Genomic DNA, 21,569 nt, shown 5'->3' on the forward strand with positions numbered 1-21,569 from the left:
TATGGCTATTTAAATCGAATAGCCTTTAATGGAGACACTTTACTGATTAATAGTGATGGAATCAGTAATACCAACAGACAAAGTACTGCAGTAGTAATATTCAGTAAAAACACATCCATAAAGTGAAATTCTATGGGGGCATAAGCTAAAAAGTATGACGACTGGTTAAGTTTAAAAATATGTGTAGCTTGCTGAAAAAAGCCCAAACCTAAACCCAAAATATTACCCAACAGCAAACCAATCCCAATTAGATACGCTGCATTGTAAAGAAACACCTTCATTATACTCCAGTTACTGGCGCCAAAAGCTTTAAGCATGCCAATCATATTGGTGCGCTCCAGGATCATAATTAATAAGGCCGTAACCATGTTGATTACCCCTACAATAAGCATCAGAATGAGGATAACCCTGGTATTCACATCTAAAAGCCCCAACCAGGTAAAAATATTAGGGAAATTTTCCTTTATAGAAAACGATCTCAGGTTTCTGGGTAACTGATTGTAAATATCATCTGCCACTGGCTTCAACCTATCGAAGTTCTTGATTCTAATTTCAATCCCACCGATTTCATTTGGCTTCCAATTATTTAAGCGTTTAATAATGTTGAGATTACCCAATACAAAACCCTTATCTATATCTTCTACTCCAATATCATAAATACCTACTATTTTAAATTTTCTTGGCCGTAACTGATTTTGAACAAAATACATGATAAAATCATCGCCGGTTTTAAGCTTTAAACGCTTAGCGGTATAGTTAGAAATAAGCAATTCCTGCATCGCAGCAGCACTATCGGCAAAGTTGATTATGGTACCGCTAATAATATGCTTTTCAATGTAATCCCAGCGGTAGGTTTTATCAATTCCCTTGAAATTAATCCCTTCAATTTCATTATTTGCCGATATTATTGCAGGCTTTGTGGCAAAAGGATAGAAAAAATCAATGTTTTGATTCTTTTTCAGCTGTCTAACAGTTTCTGCATCTAACACAAAGGGAGAGTGTTCAAAAGAGTTATTTAAATCATATCGGGTAACCTGAACATCCCCTAAATAGCCCCGTACCTTATCCTGAATCTCTGTTTTAAAGCCTTTAATGATGGCAATAGAAAGAATCATCACGGCAAGGCTTAACATAACCCCCGCAATAGCAATGCGCACGATAAGCTTAGAAAAGGTTCGCTCAGATTTAATGGCTATTCGCCCCGCTATGAAATATTCGAAATTCAATTTGATAATTTTACTAACTTAGCAAAAATGCTTATTTCCTTTTAAATAAAGGCATTTTTTAAAAATAATCCGTCTGTAATACCAAATATATAAAACAGCGTAATTGTTTTTAACCTTAAACATTTGGAGACATTAGTTTAACTACTTTAAAACACTATGAAAAAGTACATCAGCCTTGCATTAACCTGTTTAATTGCCATATCAGCCTGCGGTCAGGGGCCAAAATCTTCTACAGATGCATCTGGAATAGTAAAAGCTACAGAAAGCAAAACCATTGAGCAGGCTGAAAAACCATACACCAATAAAAATTCGATTAAGACAGGTGCTGAACAAACGGAAAAGTATCTTCCCCTTTTAAAAGGTAAACGTGTAGGCATGGTGGTAAATCCAACTTCTGTTATTGGAAATGAAACCACTGTAGACAGCCTTTTAAAATTAGGGGTTAAAATCCAGAAGATATTTGGCCCGGAGCACGGTTTTAGAGGCAATGCCAGTGCAGGCGTACACATTGCCGATGATGTGGATACTAAAACAGGTATTAAAGCGGTATCCCTTTACGGTAAACACAGTACCCCAACTGCCGAAGACCTTGCCGATATCGACATCATGATATTTGACATCCAGGATGTGGGTGTTCGTTTTTACACCTACATCAACACGCTGCAGCATGTGATGGAAGCGTGTGCAGTAAATAAGAAAGAAGTACTAATTCTAGACCGTCCGAATCCAAACGGTTATTTAATCGACGGGCCAATCCTCGATCCTAAGTTTAAATCTGGCATCGGCATACAGCCTATCCCAATTGCACACGGATTAACCGTAGGCGAATATGCACAAATGCTAAATGGAGAAGGTTGGTTAAAAGACAAAGTGAAGTGCAAAATAAATATCATTAAAGTAGCCAACTACAATCACGATATGGAGTATACGCTTCCGGTTAAGCCCTCACCAAATCTTAACACCCAGCAATCAATCATGCTTTATCCAACTACCTGCCTGTTCGAAGGCACCTATCTTAATCATGGTAGAGGTACAATGTTTCCTTTTACCATTGTGGGCGCACCATATCTTAAAGGCAAATTCGACTTCAGCTTCACACCGAAGAGCATCAAGGGCATGTCTGAAACACCGTTATTTCAAGATCAGGAATGTTATGGATTGGATTTGAGGAATTATGATATTGCCGAATTAAGAAAAACTAAAGCCATTAACCTGAGCTGGCTGATTACACTCTATAATGCATCACCAAGAAAAGCCGATTTCTTCAATACCAAACTAAGCAAAGAAATGGGAACGATAGAAAGATTAGTTGGCGTGGCAGATTTCAGACAACAGATTATAGATGGTAAGTCAGAAGCCGAAATCAGGTCCAGCTGGCAGCCAGGCTTAAATGCCTACAAAACCATGCGTAAAAAATACCTGCTCTATAAGTAATGACAGGATGATCGAGGGATTGAATGACTGAATGAACCTGGCGATAACCCAAGAAATGATTTTCAGTCATTCAATCATTCACCAATTAATCTTCAAAACAAAAGCTCGATTTATCTTGTTCTACTGGAGAATGGGTTTTCAAATTCACTCATTCAAAATTCATTCATTTAATCATTAAATCATGAGCGGCCCAAAAGTTAAAAGCGATAAACCAGGAAGCAACTACGAGAAAGAAGTACCAGAAGGTAGAGAACCTGTAGATCATAAAACGGTTAGAAAACCAAACGATAGCCTACCGAACAAGCCTCCTAAGGCTAAAAATCCGGCACAGCAAAGAGAACTTGAAGAACAACCGGTACACTCTATTAAGAAAGCACCAAAGGAGTAAGGTAAATGTGCTAAATTTTTAGCGAGAAGAAGAATGTAGCGCCTTCTCCTTCTTCACTTTCCACCCAGATTCTACCGCCCTCACTTTTAATAATTTCTGAAGAAATATAAAGTCCTAAGCCCAAACCTGGATAAGTATGTTGTAACTTACCGCTTACGCGATAAAACTGATCAAAAACTAGGTGCTGTAAATCTCTAGAAATCCCGATTCCAAAATCCCGCACACTGAGTAAAACTTCATTTTCCTTTAAAAAAGTTTTAACCTCTATATGTTCTGAATCTGTTGAATATTTTATTGCATTGGTGAGGAAGTTAACAATCACCTGCCCTATCCGCTCCCTATCTGCAAATACACGCGTTTGTGCATTTAAATCCACTATTATTTCATGCTTTGAGGTAGTGTGTTGTATTTCCTCTACCATCTCAACTACCAAAGCATCAAATTCGAAGTTGATAGGATTAAAAGTCATTTTTCCCGATTGAATCTTGGTTACATCTAAAAGATCTCCAATTAATCCCGTTAGGCGATTAATCTGAATATCCATTCTTTTAACCATTTCGGCCTTCCGTTCATTTCCTTCATTGCGGATCATTTTTTCCAACACCTGGGTGTAAGCCTTAATACTGGTAACCGGCGTTTTAAGTTCATGACTGGCAATGGCTAAGAATTCATCCTTTTGCCGCTGAAGCTGCACCTGCTTGGTCACGTCAATTGCGGCATGTAAAACGCCGTAAGTTTCACCTTTTGAATTGCGCAAAGGCTTGTAGGTAAAATTAAACCAGCTTTTCTTATATTCACCGTCTACCATCAACATGGCCTCTTGCTGGTCAGCGTGATAGGCGACACCTGTTCTACAAACTTGTTGTAATAAAGGAATAAATGGCTGCCCAACCAGCTCAGGTATAGCTTCCGCCATAGGTTTTCCAATAACAGACTCATCCTTGCCCCAAAGCTTAAGCATTTCCTGGTTGGCGAGCTTTATCACAATATCCTCAGTTTCATATAGGGCTGTTGGCATCGGGTTGTCAAGAACCAATCTTTTAAACCGTTCTTCACTTTGTGCCACTTCATTTCTATATTTTACCTGGTTGGTAACTTCATTTGCAACAACCATAATTCCGGTCACTACATTATCTTTATCTCTTATCGGATCGTAAACATAGTTGAAATAACAATCCTCCAAAATATCATTGCGCTCCAACTGGGCTAAAGCTTCATAACCATGATGAGCTATTCCTGTTTGATAAACTCCTCTTAATAAATCTGGAAATGGCTGATCTTTTATTTCCGGTAGTCCTTCCAGAAGCTGAAGTCCGATTACAGCCTCGGTTTTACCCCAAATCTTTAACAAATCGGCATTGGCCTGTTCGATAATAAAATCCTTTCCCCTTAAAATCCCAATGGCTACAGGCGCATCCTGAATCATCTTCCGAAACAACGTTTCGCTTTCCTTCACTTTTAATCTGGCATTAACCAGTTCGGTCACATCTGTAGCATTGTTCAATATGGCCCAAACCTGGCCTTTTTCATCCTTTAAAGGCTTATAAATAAAATCGAAATAATAGGTTTGTAAAGCTCCATTATGCAGCAATTCCACCCTATCTTCCTTGGCATTGTAAGCAACCCCGGTTTGGAAAACCTCATCCAGTATTTGAAGAAAGGGCTGATCCTTTAGCTCAGGGAGTGCATCTGCAAGATTTTGTCCTATTACGGATGCATCACGCCCCCAGGCATTCAAAATTGCCGCATTTGCAACTCTAATCAACATCTCCTTTCCAACGTATAAGGCTATTGGCATGGGCGATTCTTCAATCAGGGTACCGAAAATGGTAGAACTATCTGCTATATTTAGTGACATATGGGATTAAAGGACAAATATAATTTAGCTTTGCGTTGATTTCAGAAAGGACAACAATATTTTTTCATCCTGCTGAAGTTCGGTTCCTAAGTTTTTTTTGCCGGTGTTCATTTTCTTCATAAATTTATCCAGCTTCTGTTCTTCGTAGGCATTCAACAATAAAGGATATACGTAAGAACTCTTACATACGGCTCTTGTATTGCCTAATTTTTTTGCCACACAATCCAGTACACTCACGATCATCTTTTTGGGATTTATTTCCCGCTCATCATCAGTAGTATGGCAAAGTGCAAATTGACGTAAGGCTTCCAGTGTTCCTCCCCAGGTTCTAAAATCCTTTGCGGTAAAGTCATCACCAGTAATTTCCTTAATATAGTTATTTATTTTACCCGAATCTATACTTCTATGGTCATTATCCCTAGTGTAAAATTGAAAAAGATCTTGCCCGGGAATATCCCGGCATTTTTTAACCAGCTTCGCCAGGCTTCTATCGTTTAATTCCACCTTCTGTTTTACACCTTTCTTACCCACAAAATCCATCTCAATTTTGCTTCCATTAATTTTAACATGCTTATCCCTGAGGGTGGTTAAACCAAATGAGCCATAAAGCTGCTTGTAACTCTCGTTTCCCACGCGAATCAGTGTTTTTTGTAGCACATCCACACAAATGGCCAATACCTTTCTTTCATCAAACTCTTTTCTGCGCAGGTCTTTGGCCAGCTGTTTTCTTGCAGCAGGCAAGGCCTTCCCAAATTCCAACAACCTAAAATACTTATGATCAGACCTTCGGCTGGTCCATTTAGTATGATATTTATACTGTTTTCGCCCTGCAGCATCAATTCCGGTTACCTGTAAATAAGCATTGGGTTTATTGGCAATCCATACGTTTTGCCAAGCAGGGGGAATAACAAGTGCCTTAATCCTTTCCAGGTGCTTCTCATCATTTATCCTGTTGCCATTACTATCCTCATAGTAAAATTTCCCTGGCTTACCCTTACGGTAAATGCCAGACATGGAATCGGTTACATAAACCAATCCACTTGCCTTAACTACATCTTTACCTTGTACCATTTTTATCTATAAAGGATGACTTTATTTTTAGTTATTTTGCAAACTATAGGGCCGCTCCAACGTTATTTTACACATACCGTTTAAATGCGAACAAATATTTGAAGCCTATAACGATTAAAACAAAAACACACTTTTATGAAAATAGTTTTTATGGGCACGCCCGATTTTGCCGTTGCCAGTTTAGATGCCATAGTTAAAGCCAATTATGATGTTGTTGCTGTAGTTACTGCACCTGATAAACCCGCAGGACGTGGTCAAAAATTAGCTGAAAGTGCTGTTAAAAAATATGCAGTAGAACACCATATTCCAGTGCTTCAACCCGAAAAACTTAAAAGCCCTGAATTTATTGAAACCCTCAAATCTTACGAGGCAGACCTGCAGGTGGTTGTAGCTTTCAGAATGCTACCCGAGGTGGTATGGAATATGCCTCCAAAAGGAACCATCAACCTACATGGTTCATTGTTGCCGCATTATAGAGGCGCAGCACCCATCAATCATGCCATCATCAACGGAGAGAAAGAAAGCGGGGTTACAACCTTCTTTTTAAAACATGAAATTGATACAGGCGATGTAATCATGGCAGAGAAAACGCCTATCGAAAACGATGATACCGCAGGCGATCTTCACGATAAATTAATGAATATCGGTGCTGGTCTTATCGTGAAAACACTTAAGGCAATTGATGCAGGAAATGTCACCGAGCAGCCTCAGCTGATGAGCGATGATTTAAAGCATGCACCAAAGATTTTTAAAGACGACTGTAAAATTGACTGGAACAACCCTGCAGAGAAAATATACAATCTGATCAGAGGCTTAAGCCCCTACCCTACTGCCTTTACTTTCTTAAATGATAAAACACTTAAAATATTTAAGGCAGAAATTGAAGAAAAAGAGCCTGGTATTTCAGCCGGGGGATTCCTAACCGATGGAAAAACTTACCTTAAATATGCTACAAAAGATGCTTTTATTAAATTATTAGATATTCAGTACGAAGGTAAAAAACGAATGTCAATTGAAGACTTTCTAAGAGGAATGCGTTTTTAAGTATAAATAAAGAAGTTGAATAGTCTCTACAGGCTATTCAACTTATCTGATAAATACTTCGAAACTTCGTTAAAATAACGCTTACGTCCGTAGCCCATTACCCACTGAATGCCCTGTGTTGCATTGGTAATAAAAACCTCCTCAGCTTCTTTCAATATTTCCGGGCTAATCTGTGCTTCTATCAAAGGTATATCGTTCATTTTTGCCAATTGCATTACCGCTGTACGCATTACGCCGCTTATGCAGCCCTCAGTTAAAGCGGGTGTATACACCTGCTTGTTATAAACCACAAATACGTTGGCGCTAATACTCTCGCAAAGAAAACCACTCTGATTTAAAATCATTGCCTCATCTAATCGGTTCTGGCTTTTAAACAATCCGGCCATTACATAAAGTAAGGCATTAGCCGTTTTGTAATTGGCTAATTTATTGATGGGCTTAGTCATTTCATCAAAAACATCAATGATTAAGCCTTTACTGTTTAGTTCGTATTGCGTGGTTTTTAAGGGAATACCCTCTAAAATATAGCCTGCTTTATTAATTTCAGGGGTATAAACGCCTGCGCCCTGCCTGTAAACCGATAACCTAAAACGCACATGACCATTCCATCGGTTACGCTTAACTAAATCAGCCGTTTTTTGCTTGATAAAATAATCATCCATCAACGCATGACCATCCATTTTAAGGGCTTTCATACCTGCAACAAGACGGTCTGCGTGCAAATCTGCAAACTGCAGCTTATGGTTAATCATTCGCATACTCTCAAAAAGGCCATCGCCAAATTTGAAACTGCGATTAGCCGCTGATAGTATAGGGGCATCAACCGCATGAAATTCATCATTAAATAAGAGGTACTGTTGAGACATAATTTATGATGTGGCGGTATAATTTTCCCATTTCGTTAGTGCAGCCTTAAAGTCTTCTGGTAAAGCCGCTTCAAATAGCATATATTCTTTAGTTGTTGGATGAATAAAACCCAGGGTTTGTGCATGTAGCGCTTGCCTTGGCAACAAATCAAAACAATTATCAACAAATTGCTTGTACTTGTTAAACGTAGTTCCTTTTAAAATCTTATCTCCCCCGTACATGGCATCATTAAATAATGGATGTCCGATATGTTGCATGTGCGCTCTGATTTGATGCGTACGACCTGTTTCCAGCTGACAGCTGATTAAAGTGACGTAACCTAATCTTTTTAATACAGTATAATGTGTTACAGACCATTTTCCTTTTTCTTCGTCATCGTAAATATCCATTACCCTACGGTCTTTAACACTTCTGCCAATATAACCAGTAACCGTGCCATCATTTTCGATATCTCCCCAAACCAGCGCAATATATTTACGGGTAATGCTGTGATCGAAGAACTGTTTAGCCAAATAGGTTATAGACTTTTCATTCTTGCTAATCAACAATAGCCCTGATGTATCTTTGTCAATCCGGTGAACCAATCCCGGTCTTCCATCATTCCCCGGTAGCTGTGGCAATTGCTCAAAATGAAAGGCCAGGGCATTAACCAACGTTCCGGTGTAATTGTTAAAGCCCGGATGTACAACCATGCCTGCAGCCTTGTTTACAACCAGGAGGTCGTCATCTTCATAAACAATATCAATCGGAATATCTTCCGGATAAACTTCTGTATCTCTGGGAGGATGAGGTAGAACAATAGAAATCTCATCATAGGGCTTAACCTTATAGCTCGATTTAACCGTTTTCTGGTTAACCAATACATTTCCTGCATCAATAGCATTTTGAATACGGTTTCGCGAGGCGTTTTCCACACGGTGCATTAAAAATTTATCAATACGAAGCAGCGATTGCCCCTTATCAACAATAATCTTTAAATGTTCATATAAATCCTGCTCTTCTGATTCCTGCAATTCAACCGCATTTTCCATGCTGCAAAAATAAACTTTTACCGATAAGATTCGTTCAATTGATAAGGGAATTACAAAAACAGCATTATCTTTATTTAATTTATCATCCAAAAAATTAATATATGAAGAAACTTTACCCTTTAAAATCACTTGTGGGCCTGTTATTGGCCTTTTCTGCTGGAAGTGTAAAAGCACAACAAGATGTTGGCGACTTGTTTGTTTCAGGCCCGGCCGATGCAACAAAATTAATCAACGCTTACTTTGATCCTTTGTATAAAGGTTTGGGAGTGGGTTTAAGCGACGGCTGGAACAATACCGCCCGATCCAAAGGCTTTTTAAAATTCGAGGTTCGTGTATCTGCATCTGCTGCATTTGTCCCTCAATCTGCCAGAAGCTATGATGTGAATACACTTGGCTTAAACAACATCAAACCTGCTTTAGGTTCTTCCTCTATCGGTCCAACAGCCTTTGGTAACGACCAGGAAGGCGGAAGAATGGAAGTTTACACCAGCGCAGGCATTCCTACCGGCAAGTTTTTCAATTTACCACAAGGCCTTGGTTTCCATGTGGTTCCTGCTGCACAAATACAAGCAACTTTAGGTTTACCTAAAAACATTGATATCTCTTTAAGGGCGATGCCCAAAATAAAATTGGGTAGTGATTTAGGGAGCCTATCTATGATCGGCTTTGGAGCCAAAATAGAATTACTCCCGCTTTTTATGGGAAAAAGTGAAAAGCTGATTCCTGTAGATATTGCACTTGCCGGAGGTTTTACCCAGTACAAATACACCCTTCCCCTAGATATTGATAATACAGCCAATTCAAATCAACGAATAGATGCCAAATTTAATGGCGTTAATTTCGATGCAATAGTATCTAAAAAACTCCTGTTCTTTACCCCATTTGCCAGTGTAGGCTATCAAACCTCAAAAACGAACTTAAAAGCCCTTGGAACTTACAAATTTGCCACTGGCGCAACTTCATCAACTACCTATACCGATCCAGTATCAGTAAATAAAACTGATATAGATGGCCTAAGGGGAAGCCTTGGTTTCCAGCTCAAATTTGGATTCTTTAAATTCTACGGTTCTTACACCGCCGCTAAATACAGTATGGTTAATGCGGGTATTGGTTTAGGTATCGGTCAATAAAAATAATAACAACAATTATAAAAAACACCTGAATATTCCAGGTGTTTTTTACTTTTACAGGTGTTTGAGAATTTAAATAGCCCTGTTCAGAAACTAAATATTGCCCCGTTTTCCAATCTTTGGGTAAAACGCGACGACCTGATTGACCCTTATATTTCTGGAAATAAATGGAGAAAGCTTAAATATTTGTTGCAGGATGCAATTTCCAAAGGCAAAACCCATTTGGTTACCTTTGGTGGGGCCTATTCTAACCACCTGGTAGCTACTGCCGCTGCCGCTGCAAAAAGCAACTTAAGGGCCACAGCCTTTGTTCGGGGCGAAGCTGTTAAAAATGAAATGCTGATGCTGTGTACCTTATTCGGCATGAAACTCATTTTTACCGAAAGAGAAAGCTACAGAGATAAAGTTGCGTGCTTTGAGCAATATTTTAGTAAAGACGATACCGCTTATTTTATAGATGAAGGCGGTGCATCAACACAAGCGACCATCGGTTGTGCCGAAATTATAACCGAATTGCCCATTCAATACGACCATATTTTCTGTGCAGCAGGTACCGGCACTACAGCGGCGGGTTTGTTAAAAGGAATTCAACAAAATCAACTGAACACGAAGCTCCATGTAATACCCGTGTTAAAGGGTGGTGATTTTATTCAGGATGAAATGGCTAAATATGTCTCTGTTTCTGCCCATTTAACCTTACATACCAACTATCATTTTGGAGGTTATGCCAAAACAACTCCTGCATTAATCCAGTTTATCCAATCCTTTACTGCAACTACCGGCCTGCTAATAGACCCGGTTTACACGGCTAAAATGTTTTACGCCATAATCGACCTCCAAAAGCAAAACCTCATTAATAAAGAGGATAAAATATTGGCCCTGCATACCGGTGGTTTACTGGGCATTTTAGGAATGAAAGAAAAGTTCAGCTGAAACCATTGTGAATACACGCCCTGATAAAACTTATTGCAATTATGTTAATTTTGATTTTTGTTTCAAACACGAACCATGCAACGCGATTACAGTTCTATCAGTCCATCGGCAAAAATGCTGCTTTTAACCAAAGGCTTAACCAATATTCCTTTCATTGCAGATGCTGCGAAGATCATCTGGGGTAACGATGCCTTAGATCAGCTAGCTACAAATTTAACTGATGAACTATTTCTGAAGAGACTGATCCACTTTGAAAGCAGATACTTGTCTCTAGACAGCCTGCTTTTCGCTTCTGGAAGCTTAAACGTACTCGAAATATCTTCAGGTTTCTCTTTCAGAGGGCTAAATATGGCCAGCCATCATGCCAATATCTGCTATAAAGACACCGATTTATCTGAAATTATCTCCATTAAAAAGGATTTAACCCAGCAGCTTATCCGACAGGAACACCTCAGCTTGAGAGGGAAATTGATTACCGAAAGCCTCAATGCATTAGATCACAACGCTTTTGCTTCCGCGGTAGAAAGTATGCCTGCAGGCAGGTTGAGCATCGTGAATGAAGGTCTGCTCATGTACTTAAACCATGGTGAAAAGGCACAACTTTGCCAAACTATTCGCAAGGCCCTACTCAAAAGAGGCGGTTACTGGATTACTGGCGACATCTATATTAAAAAGGAGCTGGAAGAAACAACAATCCCGGATGCTTTCAATCAATTTTTGCAGGCCCACCATGTGGAAGAAAATAAATTTGATAGCTTCCAGCAGGCTGAAGCATTTTTCAAAGAACAAGGTTTATTGCTTACCACCAAAGCAACATCGGTATGGCATCAACTATCTGCAGTTAAGTATGCAGATCCTGCACTGTTGAGCAAATGGGTTAAACAATCTGCAACCGTTGGAAAGATTAGAGAAACCTGGGCATTGAAGGCGATTTAAATTACTTTTTCTGCTTCAAGGGCTGAATTAAAGGAATGCTGATATTGAAGGTATTATATTCTTTTGCTACGGCACCAGCCTCAGTTTTGCTTGGATCCAATGTAGCAGCTGCCGCAAATAATGCTGTAGGTATCCCTTTTTCATCTGTTACGATAAAAGGACGTTCCAGATTATGTAGTGCAAGTTCCTCACCATTGCTGACTTTAAGTGTCCGAAGTGAAATTAATGGATTTCTTGCTGGCTTCCAATCTAAACCATTTTCAGAAGTGATCAACGCCAATGCGCCAAATTGAGGCACTAGCTTTTTACTATTCGAATAATATTTTACGGCAGCATAAAATCTTTTACGATCTTGGTCATAACAGATGCAGGGATCTTCACAAGCCATTTCGGCACTGGTAAAAACCTGAGATCTCATTTTAAATGGCCCCTCAGGTTTCTTCGCAGTGGCAATCCAATGGGTCATGTTTCCAACATTGGGCTTTCTCGACTTAAAAATCATATAGTAATTCCCGTCAGGCCCTTTAGTTACAGAAGGGTTAACAGCTACTTCGAATGTTTGCGCGTTATTGGGGCCCATAATGGGTTGTTCTGACCGAACGTATTTCCCAGTTAAAAGATCATCCATAGAATCGGCTATCAACACCCCTATTCGCTGTCCGCTGTTGTACTTCATCCAATGTAACCATTGTGGTGTGGCCCCTTGTAACTGGTAATCTTTATTGAAGGAATTGCTGATGTAATAGAGGTAATACTTTCCTCCAAATTTTCTGATCTGGGGATTATGCATCCTAAACTGATCCCATCTGCTGGTGTCTGAATCTCCTTTCAAAACATCTTTAAAATGTTTGTAAGGCCCATTTAGTTTATCTGAAACAGCGCAAGCAATCTCCGAATATTTTAACCATCCCTTAAAACCATCAAAAATATATTCCATAGAATCCCTTGTTAAAGAACGTTTTCCATGCGGCCATTTGGAATAAAACAGGTAATACTGGCCGTCCTCGCCCTTTACAGCACTTCCACACCATACATAAGAATGATCAAGCTGAAACATATTTGTAGAATCGACAGTCCCCAACATCTTGTTAAGATTCAGATTATCTGAATTACCTTGTCCTTTCAAATTAAAATGTGCAAACATCAGGAAGCAAACAGCAGCAATAATCAATTTATAACTCATAATATGCAAAAATTAATAGTTCAGCCTCTTCACAACAAGCTGAAAAGCACTTAAATTTCGGGATGAAATATGCAGGAATGAGTTTCTCGGGAAACAACAATAATGGGCAACTTGCCAGATGATAAATTATTACATAGATAACAATAATCCTGAAATAAAGCAGGTCTTAAAAAACCTGCCAGATCTTTTTCGTCTCTCCACCTTTCTAATTCTTCAATATGCAGTTATAACCTGTAATTTTAGTGTGATAGGTATCTAATCATCTCTATAAAATTTCGTATCTTGGTGATGTGGTTATCGCCTTATTAAGATAACACCTGATTATAAACCTTTCTCCAGCACAAGTCCAGGTTAAGTGCAAGTCAAGTCCAGGTATACTAGCCTTTCGCTTTAACAATAAGGGCATAAAAAGCTAATATTAATCCAAAGATTAGCTAAAGTTGCTTTTATTCATCTTTCACTATTTAACTTGATAAACCATCTTGCTACTTAATACTTGCAACTCAATACTTGATTCTTGACTCTTGACACTTGACCCTCAATACCCTAACTTTGCCCCTAAACAAAGTTCAGATAGACGCATGCAAAACCCAGCAGAAAAGATCATAGAAGATAACGATTTTGTTTCCATCTGGATGGAAGAGAACGGAAATCCTGCAATAGCCGAATTAACACAGTTAAACCTCGAAGTTGCTACAAAAACCACCAAAGCCCTTGCGCAAAAAGGTCTTGCAGATAACGACTTTGCCTTAATATTGGATGTTAACCCGGAAGAGGTGAAAAGATGGTTGGCAGGCAAGCACCCATTTAGTCTAAAAATATTAAAAGAGATTTCAACTTACTTGGCTGATAATAAATCTTAAATAGTTAAAGACTTGTGCATCTGCTATAGGGCAAAGAGTAGTTTCTTTTTTCCAGGCATCTGGCATTAAAAAGCTTTGAACTTAATCTAGTAATCAATCTGGCACTAAAACTATACAAATACCCTTTAATGGGGATACTCATTTAAAAAACGGCGAAGTATTTTTGAATAAATTTTGTTTCAAACAAAAAATCATGAAAAGATACTTTAAATATTTCAAGGGGGTATTGTTTTTGGCCATTTCCCTATGCATCAATACTACTAATGGATATGCCCAATCGCGTACGCAGATTGCCGCACAACTAAGCCGGCTAATTAACAATTCCAGTTATTCGGATGAACTTCAGTATTACAATAATACCATCGATGCAAACTGCAACACCTTAACCCACAGTTTCGATACGTTTCAATCGGTAACTTTTACCCGCACCGAAAAATTTGCGAGGGTAAGCAGCACTTACCAGAATATTCCGTGGAAAAACCTGCAGAGTATTACACACGAGAAAATTAGCACTTCAGCAGTATACCTTTTTTTTACTGAGCCCATTATACAAAGCCGTAAGCTTACTTATGGAAACTATTTTAAAAACAAGTACACCGATCGAACTGCCGAACGCAGTGTAAGGAGTATCCAGTTGCATATAAAAAATACAGATCTGTTGGTTTTTGAGACCCTTTGTTATAAGCTGAAATTAGCAGATTCTGCACAAAATATAGCTGCCGTAACCATGGTAAAAACATTACCACAAGCATCTTATTGCCAGAAAGTGTTACCGCCATCTAAAAATGAAGCCCAGGGTATAATATTCGATTCAACAACGGGTTATAAATGCGGCACGCAGGAATGGCCGTCTTATTGGTGCAAATTTTTCAAACTTGGCGCAATAGACATTTCAAACATGGGAACAGATGAGATGAAGGCCAAATCACTCGAAATGCAAGCCTACTGGAATAAGTATTGTTATAGCTTTACTACAGGCGATTGGCGGGGTATTGTGGGTGGGAGCCAAACTACATTATTGGATATTAATAACGACGTAGGAAGCAATGATGCTTTCGGACTGATCGCTTATAGGGTAAAAGGGAATGTTAATTTTCTGAATCCTTTTAATGGCAAAAACTATTTTGATAATTTATACGCTAAATATGGTAAAAAAGAACATTATGTAGAGTATGATAAAGAGGAAGTTCAGCGGGAATGGGAATATCTGCAAAACCGTGCAAAAAGGTGGGGTACCAAATCTTCAAGCTATATGCTGTTTCAATACAAATATAATGCTCAGGCACATCAGGAACTGATTGAAGCTATTATATGTAATGCGCAGGGAGAAGGTGTTTTTGCTGACTTAAAGAGCGATCCTGCTCAGTATCTATTGCAGGTTTATAACGTAGGAATAAGAAATTTTGATGAAGCGGTATTTTTATTCGAAACTACCTTTAAAACCCAGATATCATCGACTGATAAAACTGCATTCCGCCAAAACCTAAAATATCAGCAGGTACTTTGGGATTAAGAAAATAAATGATGTTTAGGTAAAAAAGGCTAGTACTGTTCCTATCTTTCTATGCTTTAACTTTTAATCCTTGGTCATGCTGAAAAATATCCATACCAGTAAATAAAAAATTATCAATTGCCAACAACTTTGATATGATTATATATTTCAACGATAGCAATAGCTTTTAACTTCGGAGGACACCTAATTTTCAAAAAAGTTTTCCACATTCACTAAGTCCAAAGTTCTTTATTGTCTAAAAACATACTTTAAACTGTTTAAACCTATTTTTCACAACAAAGCACAAAAAAGTGCTTAAATTTTAAAATTAGGCACATTTTGTTAAATTTGGTTTATACCAAATCCCAGCTTATGTATCAATTAACAGTACCTGCCGATCGCGTTAACGAATCCTTAAGTAAACATATTTTAGCAGATGGTTTCGACCTTACCTACGATATAGAAAGAAGCCAGGGGGCTTACATCTACGATGCTAAATACAACAGAAATCTATTAGATTTTTTCACCTGCTTCGCATCTGTTCCATTAGGGTACAATCACCCCAAAATGGTGAACGATGAGGCCTTTAAAAAGAACTTGTTGGCCGCGGCAATGGCAAACCCATCAAACTCTGATGTTTATACCCAGCAGTACGCCCAGTTTGTTGAAACCTTTGGTAAAATTGGTATTCCAGATTATTTACCCCATGCTTTTTTTATTGCTGGCGGGGCATTAGCGGTAGAAAATGCAATTAAGGTAGCCATGGACTGGAAAGTGCAGAAAAACTTTAGAAAGGGCTATACAGAAGAAAAGGGTTTTAAAGTACTGCATTTCGAAAAAGCCTTTCACGGCAGAACCGGGTATACCTTAAGCTTAACCAATACCCTGCCCGATAAAACCAAATGGTACGCCAAGTTCGACTGGCCAAGGGTAAGCATTCCAGAGGTTAAATTCCCACTGCAAGGCAATAATTTAGCGCATGCAATAAGCACCGAGGAAGCTTCTATTGCACAAATAAAACAAGCTTTTGCCGATAATAAAGATGATATCTGTGCCATCATCATCGAGCCAATTCAATCTGAAGGAGGAGATAACCACCTTCGCGAAGAGTTTTTAATCCAGTTAAAAACCCTTGCCGATGAAAACGAGGCCTTCCTGATTTACGATGAGGTTCAAACGGGCGTAGGTTTAACAGGTAAATTCTGGTGCCATCAGCATTTTAGCGAAAGGGCTCGTCCGGATATTGTAGCTTTTGGTAAAAAAATGCAGGTTTGCGGCATTTTGGTAGGCCACAAAGTCGATGAGATTGAAACCAACGTATTCAAGGTACCCAGTCGCATCAACTCTACCTGGGGAGGAAATTTAGTAGATATGGTTCGTTCTACACAAATTCTTCAAATCATTGAAGAAGACCAGCTCTGCCATCAGGCAGCAAAAACCGGAGCGTACTTAAAGGAAAATTTGGATGGCCTCTCTCAAAAATTCGACCTCATGAGCAATGTACGAGGCAAAGGACTGCTTTGTTCCTTTGATTTCCCCAATAAAGATTTGAGAAATAAATTCATAGCTAAGGGATTAGAACACAATGTGATGTTTTTGGGCTGTGGAAACCATACCATTAGGTTCCGCCCGGCACTGTGCATAGAGGAAAAACATATTGACGAAGGCCTGACGGTTATGGAAAAAATATTGCCTTTATTGTAGGCATGAACAAAAAACCGATATTTTACACCCTCGTTGCCGCTATTTTAATATTGATATTCTTAATGATTAAAAGCAGCTTTAACCAACCTGGTGTTGAAGATATGAAAGCTGGTTTTAAGGAAGTATTAAAATACCGAAATGCCAATAATACTGGCCCTGTTCAGCGCATCTATGTGGTAACGGTTAAAGATTCTATTTGGAAAGAACTTGAAGATTACGGTAACTTAATGCCTCATACGAAATATGGGAATACCAAAGTTTACTTTTTCATGGAACACACTAACATCCCTCAATCATTACAACCGGGTGAGGTAAATTTTGATCCACAATTTAATTCCTCCTGCATAGCGCTTTATGAAAAAAGTGCCATGAGCCAGGTTGCGTTCAATAAACATCCGTTTTAGCGGGAAGCGGGAAGCTAAAGGCTAAAAACCAGACCTTTAATTTGTAGAGTCATCTTTAATCTGCGGGAAAAAAAAATGAGTAACCAACACGCATTACACAAAGGCCGAAAATCCAGTAATTGCTCTTCCAACAATTAAGGTGTTAATCTCTTTTGTTCCTTCGTAAGAATAAATGGCTTCAGCATCGGCTACGAACCTGGCTACATTATATTCTAACAAAATACCGTTTCCACCCATTACCTCACGCGCCTTGCTCACCACATCCCGCGTACGTAACGAACAGAAAACCTTAGCCAAAGAAGCATGTTCATCTTTTAGCAAGCCCTGATCCTGTAACTGAGATAGTCGGTAACAAAGTGTTTGCATGGCCGTTAAATTCGACAGCATTTCTACTAAATGATTCTGAATCAACTGAAAGGAAGCAATCGGCTTACCAAACTGCTTTCTGGTTCGGGTATAATCTAAGGCATTTTCATAAGCCCCACGTGCGCAACCCACTGCCTGCCAGGCCACTCCTGCCCTTGTCATCTGTAGAACCTTAGCGGTATCTTTAAAAGAATTGGCATTTTGCAAACGATCATGCTCTTCCACTTCGCAGTTGGTTAGCGTAATCAGGCCATTCTGCACAATCCGAAGTGCCATTTTATTCTGCATCTTCTCTACCGCAAAACCCGGGTTATCTTTTTTTACGATGAAGCCTTTCACTTCACTGCTATCCTCATCTCTTGCCCAAATCACTAAAATATCGGCAAAAGTGGCATTGCCAATCCATTTTTTCTGACCGTTTAAAACCCATTTATCGCCAACCTTTTTGCAGGTTGTAGTTAAACCTCCGGCAGCTGCCGAACCCACCTCAGGTTCGGTTAGACCAAATGCACCAATAATTTTAAACTGCTGCATTAAGGGCAGCCACTGTTGCTTCTGTTCTTCCGATCCACATAAGTAAATGGATCCCATAGCCAAACCACTTTGCACGCCAAAAAAAGTAGAAATTGAGGTGTCTATGCGGGCCATTTCCATAGCTAAGATCCCCTCCATTAAATTAGATTTTCCCGGGCAGCCATAACCCTGATAAGTTAATCCACAGATATTAAGCTCCGCTAATTTTGGAATAATCTCAAAGGGAAATTCAGCTTTATTCCAATAATGGTTCACAATAGGCTTAACCTCCTTCTCCAAAAATGCCCTTACTTTCAATTGCAATTCACGGTCTTCATCCCTCAAGGCCTCGTCACCTAAATGATAAAAATCACCTTCAATAGGAGGAAGTTCTTTCTTCTTGCCCGATCCGCCCATCATTTTCATCATCCCCTGAATTTGCTTATCATCCAGGTTAGAAATGGTTTCGACCATTTTTGGAAGATCGACCTTTTTCGATAAAGCTTCTAACTTACCGAAATCTACATGCTTAAAAAGTTGATACGCATTTTTGATTGAAGAAAATATATTCGCCATTATTATTCGTTTTTAGGGTAACAAATAAGAGGCTATTTTGTTGGATGGGGCTTTGTTTTAACCGCATAGTGCACAAAGGGTAGGCACAGAGAGCGCAGAGTTGGTTTAAAATGAACCACCTTAGGCATCTTAGTTACCTCAGGTTTACATGACCTTAAATGGCTTACATGGTGAAATATAATGCGCTTATTCTTACCATGTAATTACATTTTAGTTGCAAATTTAATATGTCCTTAAATTCATTCTGCACTCGCAACCCACAACTCATTTTAAATCACAAAGAACACCAAGATAGCGCACGGAGGACGCAAAGTTAGGATACCTTAAAGCATTGAAGTGTGTAGGCACCTTGCCCCGCAACTCGCAACCAACAACATTAAAACTGGTGAGGCGATTAGGCGGTAAGCTGGTTAGGTGTCATGCCCCATAACCCGGAACTCGCAACCCACAACTCATTTCAAACCCCAAAGAACACCAAGATAGCGCACGGAGGACGCAAAGTTAGGATACCTTAAAGCATTGAAGTGTGTAGACACCTTGCCCCGCAACTCGCAACCAACAGCATTAAAACTGATGAGGCGATTAGGCGGTAAGTTGGTTAGGTGTCATGTCCCATAACCCGGAACTCGCAACCCACAACTTATTTTAGATCAAACAAACTCTCCACCCCCAGCAGTTTCCTCGAAGTAAAGCCTTCGCCAAAAGTGGCACCAATACTCTTTCCAAATTCCCTGGCCCTGCCAATTACGCTTTCAAAGAAATCAGGAGAAGAAATATAGGTCTGCTGACCATCAACATCGGGATTGAAGAACTGGGTTTTATAAGCCTGAATAGATTTGATTTTGGTATCCATATGATCGGTGATGTCAACAATAATATCAGGTTGAATATAGCTATCCTGAATAAATTGCAATAATAACCGTGGACGGTGGGCTTGCTGCGCTTCCCCACTCAATTCTGTTTTTATTTTTGGTAATCCAGATAAGAACACCGAATCATTTACCAAATCTCCTGCTCTACCATGGTCAGGGTGGCGATCATGGAGGGCATTACTTAAAATAATTTCTGGTTGGTATTTGCGAATAGCCTTAATTACTTCCAAACGACTATGCTCGTCATTTTGAAAAAAACCATCTCTCAGGCGCAGATTTTCACGGGCATGAAGTCCGAGTATTTTTGCCGCATCTGCGGCCTCTTCATCACGTGTTTCTGCTGTACCACGGGTACCCAGTTCGCCACGCGTTAAATCTACAATCCCTACTTTTTTGCCTAAGGCAATATGTTTTAAAATCGTTCCCGAACAGCAAAGTTCCGCATCATCGGGATGTACGGCTATAACTAAAATATCTAATTTCATTCTGAATTATTATGCTTTTTCATCCAGCAAGCGCTGAATTTTCTTTTTGATTTTTCTGCTGAGTGGCTTAGTAAAGGGAAAGAAAAAATCCTGAATCTCTCCATTTCTATTCAGCAGATATTTATGAAAGTTCCATCTGGGTTTAGAACTGAGCTTACCGTTAAGTTTTTTATCACTTAAAAATTGATACAAAGGATGGATTTGATTACCCCGAATCATGATCTTATCAAATACCGGGAATTTTACGCCATGGTTAATCTCGCAAAACTGTTGAATGGCATCGCCGTTTAAAGGTTCCTGCTTACCGAAATCATCTGTTGGAAAGCCCAATATTTCAAAATCAGGATCCCCAATTTCATCCTTTAATTGTTGTAATTCTTTCAACTGAGGTGTAAAACCGCATTGTGATGCCGTGTTTACGATAAGAACAACTTTATTTCTATAGGCTGATAATGGTTGATCTTCACCATTAATTTTCTTAACCTTAAAGGAATAAATGTTAGGAATACTTCCCTTCATGATTTATTGATAAAACCCCGAACTGCGTATAATCGACTCTATATCTCTATCTTCGCTCGGGCTGTATGTACTTTTTAAATTGTGTCCTACTACTCGGGCTACAATCTGATAAGAAAATGCTGCAAAACCGCCTTTGGTTTGTTTTACAATATCGTAAGTGGTTCTACCCACCTCCCTATCAATGAGTTTAGTTAAAATTTGCCCCTGTGTAATGGTGAGTTCTTTTATCTCCCGGTTAAACATGTCTTTAATTTCTTTATCGCAGGCTTTAACCAGGGCTTTTTGTTCTTTCTTTTCTGCAGTTACCGCTAAATCGCGTTCTAACTGTTCATATCGCCTTTTAGCGAATAAGGCATAAGGCATTACCTTCAACACATTATATCTCAACCGATTAAAAGCAGCACGCTCTTGCGGCGACTTAAACAAGCGGGCAGCGTTAATGGTTACATCCTGTAACTGCATCCAGGGAATCATCACCCCGTTATCGTTTGTAGAAGCTACTCTGATGGTGTCATTTTGACCTTTCTTAGGAAAAATTGGTGCCGCAGCCTCCTGCGCTTTTAGCGTGATGCTAAAAATCATTACAAAACACAGAAGAAAGAGCCCTTTAATTTTCATAAATTTATACTTTTACAAAGTTAGGTGTTATTTCATATATTAGTTGTTCAACAGAA

Annotated in this window: 20 protein-coding genes; 10 read left to right on the forward strand and 10 right to left on the reverse strand. The window is 39.2% G+C overall.

The genetic code is table 11. The features are described 5' to 3' along the window. Positions 1-5 precede the first annotated feature (5 nt). Positions 6-1,226 (reverse strand): ABC transporter permease, encoded by a 1,221-nt coding sequence (locus BMX11_RS02675; RefSeq protein ID WP_090880991.1) that lies wholly within the window; start codon positions 1,224-1,226, stop codon positions 6-8. Positions 1,227-1,382: 156 nt separating this feature from the next. Between BMX11_RS02675 and BMX11_RS02680 the strand changes: the two genes are divergently transcribed. Together BMX11_RS02680 and BMX11_RS02685 are read left to right on the forward strand one after the other, a co-directional pair. Beyond that, a complete protein-coding gene (locus tag BMX11_RS02680; protein WP_090880995.1) occupies positions 1,383-2,660 on the forward strand; it encodes an exo-beta-N-acetylmuramidase NamZ family protein in 1,278 nt (425 codons plus the stop codon). A gap of 181 nt (positions 2,661-2,841) precedes the next feature. Further along, entirely contained in the window at positions 2,842-3,048 is a 207-nt protein-coding gene (locus BMX11_RS02685; protein WP_090880998.1) for a hypothetical protein, read from the forward strand. 10 nt (positions 3,049-3,058) lie between these two features. Here BMX11_RS02685 and BMX11_RS02690 read toward each other — a convergent pair whose 3' ends face one another. Together BMX11_RS02690 and BMX11_RS02695 are read right to left on the reverse strand one after the other, a co-directional pair. Further along, positions 3,059-4,906: an ATP-binding protein gene (locus tag BMX11_RS02690; protein WP_090881000.1), complete on the reverse strand. Its 1,848-nt coding sequence runs from the start codon at positions 4,904-4,906 to the stop codon at positions 3,059-3,061. A gap of 24 nt (positions 4,907-4,930) precedes the next feature. Then, positions 4,931-5,977 (reverse strand): DNA topoisomerase IB, encoded by a 1,047-nt coding sequence (locus tag BMX11_RS02695; RefSeq protein WP_090881003.1) that lies wholly within the window; start codon positions 5,975-5,977, stop codon positions 4,931-4,933. Positions 5,978-6,112: 135 nt separating this feature from the next. Between BMX11_RS02695 and fmt the strand changes: the two genes are divergently transcribed. Then, positions 6,113-7,021, forward strand: a complete 909-nt coding sequence (fmt, locus tag BMX11_RS02700) for a methionyl-tRNA formyltransferase (protein WP_090881006.1) — start codon at positions 6,113-6,115, stop codon at positions 7,019-7,021. Between the two features lie 26 nt (positions 7,022-7,047). On the opposite strand, the gene BMX11_RS02705 is transcribed toward fmt, so the two are convergent. Together BMX11_RS02705 and BMX11_RS02710 are read right to left on the reverse strand one after the other, a co-directional pair. Beyond that, the gene (locus BMX11_RS02705) at positions 7,048-7,887 is read right to left on the reverse strand and encodes an aminotransferase class IV (RefSeq protein ID WP_090881009.1); all 840 of its coding nucleotides are present in this window, start codon (positions 7,885-7,887) and stop codon (positions 7,048-7,050) included. 3 nt (positions 7,888-7,890) lie between these two features. Then, positions 7,891-8,919, reverse strand: coding sequence for an RluA family pseudouridine synthase (locus tag BMX11_RS02710; RefSeq protein WP_090881221.1), 1,029 nt, complete (start codon positions 8,917-8,919; stop codon positions 7,891-7,893). Positions 8,920-9,020: 101 nt separating this feature from the next. Here BMX11_RS02710 and BMX11_RS02715 point away from each other — a divergent pair, with 101 nt between their 5' ends. The 3 genes from BMX11_RS02715 to BMX11_RS02725 all read left to right on the forward strand — a co-directional run bounded on the left by BMX11_RS02715 (position 9,021) and on the right by BMX11_RS02725 (position 11,918). Next, the gene (locus BMX11_RS02715) at positions 9,021-10,049 is read left to right on the forward strand and encodes a DUF6588 family protein (protein ID WP_090881012.1); all 1,029 of its coding nucleotides are present in this window, start codon (positions 9,021-9,023) and stop codon (positions 10,047-10,049) included. Between the two features lie 60 nt (positions 10,050-10,109). Beyond that, the gene (locus BMX11_RS02720; RefSeq protein ID WP_090881015.1) at positions 10,110-10,982 is read left to right on the forward strand and encodes a 1-aminocyclopropane-1-carboxylate deaminase/D-cysteine desulfhydrase; all 873 of its coding nucleotides are present in this window, start codon (positions 10,110-10,112) and stop codon (positions 10,980-10,982) included. 75 nt (positions 10,983-11,057) lie between these two features. Then, entirely contained in the window at positions 11,058-11,918 is an 861-nt protein-coding gene (locus tag BMX11_RS02725) for a hypothetical protein (RefSeq protein ID WP_090881018.1), read from the forward strand. Between the two features lies 1 nt (position 11,919). Here the strand turns inward: BMX11_RS02725 and BMX11_RS02730 are convergent, their stop codons facing one another. Continuing rightward, positions 11,920-13,101 (reverse strand): glycoside hydrolase family protein, encoded by a 1,182-nt coding sequence (locus BMX11_RS02730; RefSeq protein WP_090881021.1) that lies wholly within the window; start codon positions 13,099-13,101, stop codon positions 11,920-11,922. Between the two features lie 581 nt (positions 13,102-13,682). Between BMX11_RS02730 and BMX11_RS02735 the strand changes: the two genes are divergently transcribed. The 4 genes from BMX11_RS02735 to BMX11_RS02750 all read left to right on the forward strand — a co-directional run bounded on the left by BMX11_RS02735 (position 13,683) and on the right by BMX11_RS02750 (position 17,564). Further along, a complete protein-coding gene (locus BMX11_RS02735) occupies positions 13,683-13,964 on the forward strand; it encodes a hypothetical protein (protein WP_090881024.1) in 282 nt (93 codons plus the stop codon). Between the two features lie 193 nt (positions 13,965-14,157). After that, on the forward strand, positions 14,158-15,477 hold the full coding sequence (locus BMX11_RS02740; protein WP_090881027.1) for a hypothetical protein: 1,320 nt from the start codon (positions 14,158-14,160) through the stop codon (positions 15,475-15,477). Between the two features lie 351 nt (positions 15,478-15,828). Continuing rightward, positions 15,829-17,160, forward strand: coding sequence for an L-lysine 6-transaminase (gene lat, locus BMX11_RS02745; protein ID WP_090881030.1), 1,332 nt, complete (start codon positions 15,829-15,831; stop codon positions 17,158-17,160). A 2-nt stretch (positions 17,161-17,162) separates the two neighbouring features. After that, positions 17,163-17,564, forward strand: a complete 402-nt coding sequence (locus BMX11_RS02750; protein WP_090881033.1) for a hypothetical protein — start codon at positions 17,163-17,165, stop codon at positions 17,562-17,564. 93 nt (positions 17,565-17,657) lie between these two features. On the opposite strand, the gene BMX11_RS02755 is transcribed toward BMX11_RS02750, so the two are convergent. The 4 genes from BMX11_RS02755 to BMX11_RS02770 all read right to left on the reverse strand — a co-directional run bounded on the left by BMX11_RS02755 (position 17,658) and on the right by BMX11_RS02770 (position 21,513). After that, positions 17,658-19,019 carry an acyl-CoA dehydrogenase family protein gene (locus BMX11_RS02755; RefSeq protein WP_090881036.1) on the reverse strand — a complete coding sequence of 454 codons (1,362 nt, stop codon included), beginning with the start codon at positions 19,017-19,019 and terminating at the stop codon, positions 17,658-17,660. Between the two features lie 640 nt (positions 19,020-19,659). Continuing rightward, a complete protein-coding gene (gene bshB1 / locus BMX11_RS02760; RefSeq protein WP_090881040.1) occupies positions 19,660-20,376 on the reverse strand; it encodes a bacillithiol biosynthesis deacetylase BshB1 in 717 nt (238 codons plus the stop codon). Positions 20,377-20,385: 9 nt separating this feature from the next. Continuing rightward, a complete protein-coding gene (locus tag BMX11_RS02765) occupies positions 20,386-20,895 on the reverse strand; it encodes a glutathione peroxidase (protein WP_090881043.1) in 510 nt (169 codons plus the stop codon). Positions 20,896-20,898: 3 nt separating this feature from the next. Continuing rightward, on the reverse strand, positions 20,899-21,513 hold the full coding sequence (locus BMX11_RS02770) for a DUF4294 domain-containing protein (protein WP_090881046.1): 615 nt from the start codon (positions 21,511-21,513) through the stop codon (positions 20,899-20,901). Positions 21,514-21,569: the final 56 nt, after the last annotated feature.

The sequence above is a fragment of the Pedobacter rhizosphaerae genome (assembly GCF_900111155.1).
Taxonomy (GTDB): domain Bacteria; phylum Bacteroidota; class Bacteroidia; order Sphingobacteriales; family Sphingobacteriaceae; genus Pedobacter; species Pedobacter rhizosphaerae.

Excerpts from the sequence above, each read along its gene's own strand:
- BMX11_RS02680 (WP_090880995.1), top strand. The coding sequence starts at position 1,383 with ATGAAAAAGTACATCAGCCTTGCATTAACCTGTTTAATTGCCATATCA.
- BMX11_RS02685 (WP_090880998.1), top strand. The coding sequence starts at position 2,842 with ATGAGCGGCCCAAAAGTTAAAAGCGATAAACCAGGAAGCAACTACGAG.
- BMX11_RS02690 (WP_090881000.1), bottom strand. The coding sequence starts at position 4,906 with ATGTCACTAAATATAGCAGATAGTTCTACCATTTTCGGTACCCTGATT.
- BMX11_RS02695 (WP_090881003.1), bottom strand. The coding sequence starts at position 5,977 with ATGGTACAAGGTAAAGATGTAGTTAAGGCAAGTGGATTGGTTTATGTA.
- fmt (WP_090881006.1), top strand. The coding sequence starts at position 6,113 with ATGAAAATAGTTTTTATGGGCACGCCCGATTTTGCCGTTGCCAGTTTA.
- BMX11_RS02705 (WP_090881009.1), bottom strand. The coding sequence starts at position 7,887 with ATGTCTCAACAGTACCTCTTATTTAATGATGAATTTCATGCGGTTGAT.
- BMX11_RS02710 (WP_090881221.1), bottom strand. The coding sequence starts at position 8,919 with ATGGAAAATGCGGTTGAATTGCAGGAATCAGAAGAGCAGGATTTATAT.
- BMX11_RS02715 (WP_090881012.1), top strand. The coding sequence starts at position 9,021 with ATGAAGAAACTTTACCCTTTAAAATCACTTGTGGGCCTGTTATTGGCC.
- BMX11_RS02725 (WP_090881018.1), top strand. The coding sequence starts at position 11,058 with ATGCAACGCGATTACAGTTCTATCAGTCCATCGGCAAAAATGCTGCTT.
- BMX11_RS02730 (WP_090881021.1), bottom strand. The coding sequence starts at position 13,101 with ATGAGTTATAAATTGATTATTGCTGCTGTTTGCTTCCTGATGTTTGCA.
- BMX11_RS02735 (WP_090881024.1), top strand. The coding sequence starts at position 13,683 with ATGCAAAACCCAGCAGAAAAGATCATAGAAGATAACGATTTTGTTTCC.
- BMX11_RS02740 (WP_090881027.1), top strand. The coding sequence starts at position 14,158 with ATGAAAAGATACTTTAAATATTTCAAGGGGGTATTGTTTTTGGCCATT.
- lat (WP_090881030.1), top strand. The coding sequence starts at position 15,829 with ATGTATCAATTAACAGTACCTGCCGATCGCGTTAACGAATCCTTAAGT.
- BMX11_RS02750 (WP_090881033.1), top strand. The coding sequence starts at position 17,163 with ATGAACAAAAAACCGATATTTTACACCCTCGTTGCCGCTATTTTAATA.
- BMX11_RS02755 (WP_090881036.1), bottom strand. The coding sequence starts at position 19,019 with ATGGCGAATATATTTTCTTCAATCAAAAATGCGTATCAACTTTTTAAG.
- bshB1 (WP_090881040.1), bottom strand. The coding sequence starts at position 20,376 with ATGAAATTAGATATTTTAGTTATAGCCGTACATCCCGATGATGCGGAA.
- BMX11_RS02765 (WP_090881043.1), bottom strand. The coding sequence starts at position 20,895 with ATGAAGGGAAGTATTCCTAACATTTATTCCTTTAAGGTTAAGAAAATT.
- BMX11_RS02770 (WP_090881046.1), bottom strand. The coding sequence starts at position 21,513 with ATGAAAATTAAAGGGCTCTTTCTTCTGTGTTTTGTAATGATTTTTAGC.